Below are 8,355 nucleotides of genomic sequence, written 5' to 3'. Positions count from 1 at the left end.
GAGGACTACCGCTACGGCCGCGACTTCGAGGCCCTGCGCGACCGTTCGGATGCACACCTGGAGGCCACCGGCGCCCGGCCGACGGTCCTGCTCGCCGGGCTCGGCCCCATGGCCGAGACCACGGGTCGCATCACCTTCGTCGCCAACCTGCTCGCCGCGGGCGGGATCGAGGCCCGCAACCCCCTGGCCACCGCAGCCGACCAGTACGCCGGTGTCCGCGAGGGCGAGGACATCGCCGTCCTCTGCGGCGCCGACAAGCGCTACGCCGCCGAGGGACCGGACGCCGTCCGTGCACTACGTGAGGCGGGTGTGACGACGGTCTACCTCGCCGGCGCGGAGAAGGGGTTCCCCGCCGACGCCGACGACCGACCGGACGGCTACCTCGCGACCGGGATCAACGCAGTCGTCGCCCTGACCACCCTCCTCGACCAGCTGGGAGTGAAGTGAGATGACCACCTTCCCCGATTTCAGTACCTCTCCGCTGCGCGAGAGCACCGAGGGTGCGCCCCTGCCGGACGGCGTCGGGACCGCAGCCCACGTCGACACCGACACCGACACCGACACCGGACCCCGGTGGGAGACCCCGGAGGGTATCGACGTCAAGCGGGTGTTCACCAAGGCGGACCGTGACGCGGTGGAGACGGGCAGCGCCCCGACCGACGACGGCGAGGAGGTCACCCCCTTCCCGCTGGACACCGTTCCGGGAGCCGCGCCGTTCCTCCGCGGTCCGTACCCGTCCATGTACGTCAACCAGCCGTGGACGATCCGGCAGTACGCCGGCTTCTCCACCGCGGCCGAGTCCAACGCCTTCTACCGGCGCAACCTCGCGGCGGGCCAGAAGGGTCTGTCGGTGGCATTCGACCTGGCCACGCACCGCGGTTACGACTCCGACCACCCCCGTGTCGCCGGGGACGTCGGAATGGCGGGTGTGGCGATCGACTCGATCCTGGACATGCGTGAGCTGTTCGACGGCATCGACCTGTCCGCCGTCTCCGTCTCGATGACCATGAACGGGGCCGTCCTACCGATCCTCGCGTTGTACGTGGTGGCGGCCGAGGAACAGGGGGTGACACCGGATCAGCTCGCGGGGACCATCCAGAACGACATCCTCAAGGAGTTCATGGTCCGCAACACCTACATCTATCCGCCCACCCCCTCGATGCGGATCATCTCGGACATCTTCGCCTACACCTCCCGAAAGATGCCCAGGTTCAACTCCATCTCGATCTCCGGCTACCACATCCAGGAGGCCGGTGCGACGGCGGATCTGGAGCTGGCGTACACGCTCGCGGACGGCGTCGAATACCTGCGCGCAGGGCTGGACGCCGGGCTGGAGATCGACAAGTTCGCACCTCGGTTGTCCTTCTTCTGGGCCATCGGGATGAACTTCTCGATGGAGATCGCCAAGCTGCGGGCCGGCCGCCTGCTCTGGAGCGAACTGGTGGAGAAGTTCGGCCCGCAGAACGAGAAGTCCAAGTCTCTGCGTACCCATTCCCAGACCTCCGGCTGGTCGCTGACCGCCCAGGACGTGTTCAACAACGTGGCCCGCACGTGTATCGAGGCCATGGCCTCGACGCAGGGTCACACGCAGTCGTTGCACACCAACGCACTGGACGAGGCGCTGGCCCTGCCCACCGACTTCTCGGCCCGCATCGCGCGGAACACCCAGCTCCTGCTCCAGCAGGAGTCGGCGACGACCCGGCCGATCGACCCCTGGGCGGGGTCGTACTACATCGAGTGGCTGACCGCTCAGCTCGCCGACAAGGCCCGACTGCACCTCATCGAGATCGAGGAGGCGGGAGGCATGGCGCAGGCTATCGGCGAGGGGATCCCCAAGCTCCGCATCGAGGAGGCCGCGGCGCGCACGCAGGCGCGGATCGACTCCGGGCGCCAGCCGGTGATCGGGGTCAACAAATACGTCGTCACCGAGGACCAGGAGATCGAGGTCCTCAAGGTCGAGAACTCGCGCGTGCGCACCGAGCAGCTCGCCAAGCTGGACAGGCTCCGCGCGGAGCGCGACGAGGCCGCCTGTCAGTCGGCCCTGGACAGGCTCACCGAGGCCGCCGGCGGCGGGGCCGGGAGCGGCATGGAGAACAACCTCATGGCACTCGCCATCGACGCCGCCCGCGCCCACGCGACCATCGGCGAGATCTCGGACGCGCTCGAGAAGGTCTACGGTCGACACAAGGCAGAGATCAAGACCCTGTCAGGCGTGTACAGGCAGGAGGTCTCCAAGGAGGGCGCCGTGGACAACGTCACCAAGGCCATGAAGATGGCCGAGGAGTTCTCCGAGCTGGAGGGCCGCAGGCCCCGCATCCTGCTGGCCAAGATGGGCCAGGACGGCCACGACCGCGGGCAGAAGGTCGTGGGGACCGCGTTCGCCGACCTCGGCTTCGACGTGGACATGGGCCCGTTGTTCCAGACCCCGGAAGAGGTCGCCCAGCAGGCCGCGGACGCCGATGTCCACGTGGTGGGAGTGTCCTCCCTGGCCGCCGGTCACCTCACCCTGGTACCGGCTCTGCGCGAGGCACTCGCCGCGGTGGGCCGCGGGGACATCATGGTCACCGTCGGTGGCGTGATCCCGCCCGGTGACTTCCAGGAGCTCTACGACGCCGGAGCGACCGCCATCTATCCTCCCGGAACCGTGATCTCGGACGCGGCGATCGAGTTGCTCGGGGCACTCGCCCGGGAGCTCGGACACGAGCTGGCCTCTGCCGGGCCGGAGTCCCCGGGCTCCGCCTCCGCGGACTCGCCGTCGGCCCGCCCCGGTGAGGGGGCAGGGGCGGGGGCCGAGTCCTGAACCGCCTCGGCTCCGGTCCCGATCCCGCGGGCTCGGGCAACCTCTCGGGCAGCCTGTCGACCACTCTAGGCACGGGCGCGGTCCGCGGTCCGGTCCCGTCTGCGACGGGCCCGAGGCCGCGCCGGGAGATCGACGTGGAGGCCCTCCTGGAGGGCGTGCTGGACGACGATCGTCCCGTCCTCGCCCGGGCCATCACGCTGCTCGAGTCCACCAACCCTGCGCACCGCGGGAAGGCGCAGGAGCTGCTCCTGGGCGCCCTCCCACACTCCGGCGGTGCATTGCGCATCGGCATCACCGGGGTGCCGGGGGTGGGCAAATCCACGTTCATCGAGTCGTTCGGGCTGTATCTGGTGGAGAAAGGCCACAAGGTGGCGGTCCTCGCCGTCGATCCGTCCTCCACCCGCACCGGCGGTTCGATCCTCGGTGACAAGACCCGGATGGCCACCCTCTCCACGGAACCCCGCGCCTACATCAGGCCGTCACCGACCTCCGGAACGCTGGGAGGGGTGGCCAAGGCCACCCGCGAGACGATGGTGCTGCTCGAGGCGGCGGGATTCGACGTGATACTCGTCGAGACGGTGGGAGTGGGCCAGTCCGAGGTCACCGTCGCGGGAATGGTCGACTGCTTCACGTTCCTCACCCTCGCCCGCACCGGAGACCAGCTCCAGGGCATCAAGAAGGGCGTGTTGGAGTTGGCGGACGTGGTCGCCGTCAACAAGGCCGACGGCCCCCACGTCAAGGACGCCAGGCGCGCCGCGCGGGAACTCGGCGCGGCGCTACGGCTCGTGCGACCGGCGGATTCGGCGTGGAAGGTGCCCGTCCTGACGATGTCAGGGCTCGAGGGTGACGGTCTGGGCGACTTCTGGGAAGCCGTCCGATCCCACCAGGACACGATGGGGGAGATCGGCGAGGTCGAGGCCCGTCGGGCCCGTCAGCAGGTCGAATGGACCCGGTCGATGGTGCACGACACCCTCATGGCGCGACTCGCGGCCGACCCCGAAGTGCGTCGGGTCACGGCGGATGTCGAGAGACGTGTCAGCGAGGGAACGCTGACGGCGGCGCTCGCGGCCCAGGCGATCATCGACGCCTTCGACCGCTGACGCGCCGACTCGTCGGGGAGCGCGTCAGGCGTCCCACCACCTGCGGACCAGGTACTCACGCTCAGAAGCGTTCTCCGTGAGCTGGTGGGCACGCGCCCAGGCCCGGCGGGCCTCGTCACCGCGCCCGAGTTCCTCGAGCGTCGTCGCCCGCGCCTCGTGGAACGGGTGGTGCCGCTCCAGCGCCGCCTCCCCGGCGAGGGCGTCGAGCTGGTGCAGGCCGGTCTCCGGTCCGTCGCGGCGCCCCACGGCCACTGCCCGCGCCATCCGGACGACGGGTCCGGGTGCGAGAGCGAGGAGGAGGTCGTACAGCACCACGATCTGCGCCCAGTCGGTCGACTCGACGTCTCGCGACTCCGCGTGGACCGCGGCGATCGACGCCTGGACCGAGTAGGGCCCCGGCCCGCCGGCCGCCGCCTCCATCGCCAGGTCCAGCCCCTCCTCCGACAGGAGACGGTCCCACCGGTCCCTGTCCTGTTCGCGCAGTGGGACGGGTAGGCCCTCGTCGTCGACCCTGGCCGGTGCGCGCGCCTCGGTGAGCAGGAGGAGGGCGAGCAGACCCGTCGCCTCCGGCTGCCCCGGTACGAGCCTGTGCACGATCCGGGCGAGCCGGATCGCCTCCGTCGTGAGGTCCCCGCGCAGGTGGCCGTCACCGGTGGTCGCGGCGTAGCCCTCGGTGAAGATCAGGTAGATCACCGCGAGCACCGCGGGCAGTCGCGCCGGCAGATCGTCCGGGCCGGGGGTGCGGATCGGGATCCGGGTGACCCGGAGGCGCTTCTTCGCCCGGACGAGGCGCTGCTGCACCGTCGTCACCGGGACGAGGAAGGCGTGGGCGATCTCCATTGTCGTCAGCCCGCCGAGGTAGCGCAGCGTGAGCGCCACCTGCTCGTCGGTCTTGAGCGTGGGATGGCAGCACGCGAAGAACAGCTCGAGCCTGTCGTCGGGGATCTCGTCCGGTTGCACGACCGCACGGACCGGCGGCGCGGACGTTCGTCGGTCCTCCTCGACACGGAGACGCGCGAGACGCTCGGTGAGCGCCTTCTCGCGCCGGAGCCGGTCGATCGCCTTGCGGGTGGCGGTGGTCGTGAGCCACGCGAGCGGGGAGTCCGGCACCCCGGTACGAGGCCAGGTCTCGATCGCCGCTTCGAGCGCGTCCTGGGCCGCGTCCTCCGCGAGATCCAGATCCCCGAAGCGTGACGCCAGCGTGGCGAGGAGTCGCGAATGCTCCTCGCGCCGCAGTGCGGCGAGCACGTCCGACGCCGCCGGGCCCGGGGCGGTCACGGGGTCACCCCCGCGGCGCCCCGGACCCGTCGGTCCGGCATCAGAACTCCAGCATCGCGCGGACCTCGACCCGTCCGCCCCTGACGCCGGGACACTTGGCGGCCCAGGCCAGCGCCTCGTCGATGTCCGCCACGTCGATGACGATCGTGCCGCCGACGAACTCCCTGCTCTCCGCGTACGGACCGGACGTGACGACGGCGTCGGTCCCGCCCGCGGGGATCCTCACCGTAACTCCGGTCTCGGGGTCCTCCAGACCGAAACCACCGGCGAGGACGCCGGCCTTCTCCAGCTCGGCGTCGAAGGCGATGAACTCCTCGACGCCGGGGCCTTCCTCCTCGCCGCAGCGCACGTCCTCGAGGTTGGCCATGAGCAGCAGTACGTACTTCATGTCGATCTCCTGAATGTCAGTGGTGGATGCCGGCCGCGGTGGTGTGCGCCGACACCTCCATGACGAACGGGCGCCGGAAGATCGACAGGTCCGCAGAATAATTCTCCGCGCTCTCCGGATTCCCCTCCCGGGGCATCCGCGCAGGAGATGTCGACGCCCGGCCCGCCAACGCTCGCGCTCAGTACCGCTCGTCCGGCACCCGGCGGCTTCGGGAGCGCATCGCGAACAGGAGGCCGATCACGAAGAGAACCACACCGGCCACCATGAGGATCACCGCGAGGGTGTTCGAATCGATACCCGGAATGGTGACCTCGACCGCGTACATAAGTATCGCGCCGAGCACCACTAGGACCACTCCGCCGCCGATGTAACCCATGACTGTTCTCCTTCGTCGGGACCGCGCGCCTGTCCGCGGTCGTGCGCTCACCCTACGAGAACTCGGCGCCGGATTCAGGCGTGCGGAGAGAGGAGCTTTCGCGCCGGTTCCTCGATGAACCGGTAACTGGCCGCGCCCACGGCGATCGAACCGGCTGCGGTCACGGGCCAGATCACGCCCATCCGCCGGGTCCACAGCGAGGTGCGGGTGAGCGGAAACGCGTAGTGCAGCACGATCAGGTGCCAGAGGAAGATCCCGTACGACCAGCGGCCGATCGCCTGCAGGGGTGCCGACTCCAGGACTCGGAAGCGCGTGCCCGCCGGGGCCAGGACGACCGGCCCGAGGAAGAAGAACGCCATCGCCGCGGTGAGCCCGTTGCGCGCGGCGTACTCGCGGCCGCTCGGATGTCTGAAGCCCTCGGAGAACCAGCGGGTCGACGTGGTGGCGAGCAGCGCCCCGGCGCCGGCCGTCCACCAACCCCACCTCGCGTAGGGTGCCCGGCTCAGTCGGGCGAGCAGTCCCGGGCGGGCGGTGGCCAGCTCGGCCAGCAGCATCCCGGAGGCGAACCAGGCGGAGAACGCCGGCGGCAGGATCTGGTCGTTGACGCCCCTGGGCAGGAGCCGGAGCCGCTGCCAGGGGATCAGCGGGAACAGCAGGCCGGAGAGCCCGAAGGCGCCGACGGCGGGCAGCCGCCAGCGGGCCCTGTCGCCCCGCAGGTTCTTCATCCCGGTCCACAGTGCCGGGAGCGCCAGGTAGTAGGCCATCTCGACCGCGAGTGACCACGCGTGCGTGAGCCCGGAGACGAGGAACCTCCGCTGGTAAATCTGCGTCAGGGTGAGGTTGCGCAGCCAGACCCCGGGGCCGTTGATCCGGTTCTGGGGTAGGAGCACCATCGCGACGGCGACGAGCACTGAATAGGCGGGCATGATTCGCACGAGCCGGGCCCGCAGGTAGGGGATCACCGCGCGGGCCGTTCCCGGCCGGTCGCGGCGGGCGTGGTCGGAGTGTGCCCGCCACAGCAGGAAGCCGGTCTTGGCGAAGAACACCGCGACCAGCATGTCCAGACGACCGTAGAGGCGGCGCACCGGCGTCCCGTAGGACATCCGGGTCACGAACGCGACGTGGGTGGTGATGATGCCGATCGCCGCGAGACCGCGAAGACCCTCGAGCGCCGGAACGTGACCGCGAGCACCGGCGAGCCGCGGCTGCTGCACCCCGGTGGACTCGGCCGCAGCGGTGTCGGGAACGACGACCGGGGTCGGGGCTGCTGCCGTCGGCTGGGCAGGCTGCGCGAGGCGTCGCGCGGCGAACCCGGCCGCGACGGCTCCACCAGCGAGGGCGACGGCGGCGAAAGGCCTCATGGACTCTCCCGGGGCTACTGAAGTGAGACGACGGTCCGTTGCCCTGGCGACGGTGGTGCCGCCGCCAGGGCATCCGGACGAGGTTAGCACCGGTTCTACACGGCGACTCCGGGGAGGTCAGCCGCGCTTGCGCAGTACGAAGCCCACGGCGCTCAGCGCCTCGTCGTGCCGCCGGAACGTGGCACGCATGGCGAGGACGCGCCGGCGGGCGACGGACTCGGCGTCTCGGGAGTGCTGGGGGAGCGGGCTGGTGGAGGTCATCTCAGCGCAGGGCCGCGATCGAGACGGTGACCTCCTCCAACACCGCGACCGCACCACCGGGAAAGGAGAGGTCGACGACGAGCTCGGCGTTCGCCGGCCGCCCACGGTGGCCACGGCGGTCCTCGACCGTCATCCCCCGGGTGTGCTCTCCCGCGCACTCGATGCGCAGATGGACGGGCTCGGTCAGGGCCGCCTCGGGATGGAGCGCCAGCCAGGCCACCAGGGGATCATGCACCTGCGCCAGGTAGCCCTCGCCGACCGACTCGTGGAACTCGAAGTAGAAGCGCAGCGCGTCGATGAGCGTGCGCACCAACGGCGAGCCGGACGCCGCCAACAGCTGCTCGGAGCGCTCGGGCGTCCATACCGCCCGCTCGGTCAGATCGAGCCCACACCACAGCGGGGCCCCGACCGCGGGGTCGGCAGCCCGCGCGTCCTCCCACACCCGGCACACCCGGTCGGCGGCCTCCGGGTCGACGTCGACGTTCCATTCGCTGACGGGGGTGGTGTTGCCGGGATGCCCTCGGAACGCACCACCCATCACCACCACCCTCGCCAGCAGCCCGGGTAGGGCGGGGTCGAGCGCCAGGGCATGGGCCAGCGTGGACGAGGGACCGGTCACGATCCCCACCAGCTCACCGGGATGAGCGTGTGCCGCGTCCACCCAGAGCCGGGCGCCATCGCGGGGATCGACCGACCTCGTCGTCGTCGGCAGTTCCGCGTGGCCCGCCCCGCGGGGGCCGTGTGTCTCGGGGGTGAACACGTGCGGCACGGCGATCGCACCGGCCGCGCCC

Annotated in this window: 8 protein-coding genes and 1 pseudogene; 3 read left to right on the top strand and 6 right to left on the bottom strand. The window is 70.7% G+C overall.

Annotated elements, in window-relative coordinates; genetic code table 11:
• The 3 genes and pseudogenes from G6027_RS01885 to meaB all read left to right on the top strand — a co-directional run.
• Positions 1–447, top strand: a pseudogene (locus tag G6027_RS01885) (methylmalonyl-CoA mutase); the annotation flags it as partial.
• A 1-nt stretch (position 448) separates the two neighbouring features.
• Positions 449–2,800: a methylmalonyl-CoA mutase gene (scpA, locus tag G6027_RS01880; protein WP_182634886.1), complete on the top strand. Its 2,352-nt coding sequence runs from the start codon at positions 449–451 to the stop codon at positions 2,798–2,800.
• Between the two features lie 53 nt (positions 2,801–2,853).
• Positions 2,854–3,900 (top strand): methylmalonyl Co-A mutase-associated GTPase MeaB, encoded by a 1,047-nt coding sequence (gene meaB / locus G6027_RS01875; RefSeq protein ID WP_187702514.1) that lies wholly within the window; start codon positions 2,854–2,856, stop codon positions 3,898–3,900.
• A 24-nt stretch (positions 3,901–3,924) separates the two neighbouring features.
• Here the strand turns inward: meaB and G6027_RS01870 are convergent, their stop codons facing one another.
• The 6 genes from G6027_RS01870 to G6027_RS01845 form a co-directional block, all read right to left on the bottom strand.
• Entirely contained in the window at positions 3,925–5,136 is a 1,212-nt protein-coding gene (locus tag G6027_RS01870) for a sigma-70 family RNA polymerase sigma factor (RefSeq protein WP_187702513.1), read from the bottom strand.
• A gap of 82 nt (positions 5,137–5,218) precedes the next feature.
• On the bottom strand, positions 5,219–5,566 hold the full coding sequence (locus tag G6027_RS01865) for a YciI family protein (protein ID WP_182634881.1): 348 nt from the start codon (positions 5,564–5,566) through the stop codon (positions 5,219–5,221).
• Between the two features lie 178 nt (positions 5,567–5,744).
• Positions 5,745–5,942: a hypothetical protein gene (locus G6027_RS01860; protein ID WP_182634879.1), complete on the bottom strand. Its 198-nt coding sequence runs from the start codon at positions 5,940–5,942 to the stop codon at positions 5,745–5,747.
• A gap of 74 nt (positions 5,943–6,016) precedes the next feature.
• Complete coding sequence (locus tag G6027_RS01855; protein WP_182634877.1) at positions 6,017–7,303, bottom strand: acyltransferase; 1,287 nt, start codon at positions 7,301–7,303, stop codon at positions 6,017–6,019.
• Positions 7,304–7,420: 117 nt separating this feature from the next.
• Complete coding sequence (locus G6027_RS01850; protein ID WP_182634875.1) at positions 7,421–7,564, bottom strand: hypothetical protein; 144 nt, start codon at positions 7,562–7,564, stop codon at positions 7,421–7,423.
• Position 7,565: 1 nt separating this feature from the next.
• Positions 7,566–8,355 (bottom strand): nucleoside hydrolase (locus tag G6027_RS01845; RefSeq protein ID WP_182634873.1); only part of this gene is annotated, 790 nt, incomplete at its 5' end.

The organism is Dietzia sp. SLG310A2-38A2 (genome assembly GCF_014145095.1).
Taxonomy (GTDB): Bacteria; Actinomycetota; Actinomycetes; order Mycobacteriales; family Mycobacteriaceae; genus Dietzia.
The sequence above is the reverse complement of the archived record's forward strand: the minus strand, read 5'-3'. Positions and strand labels throughout refer to the sequence as shown.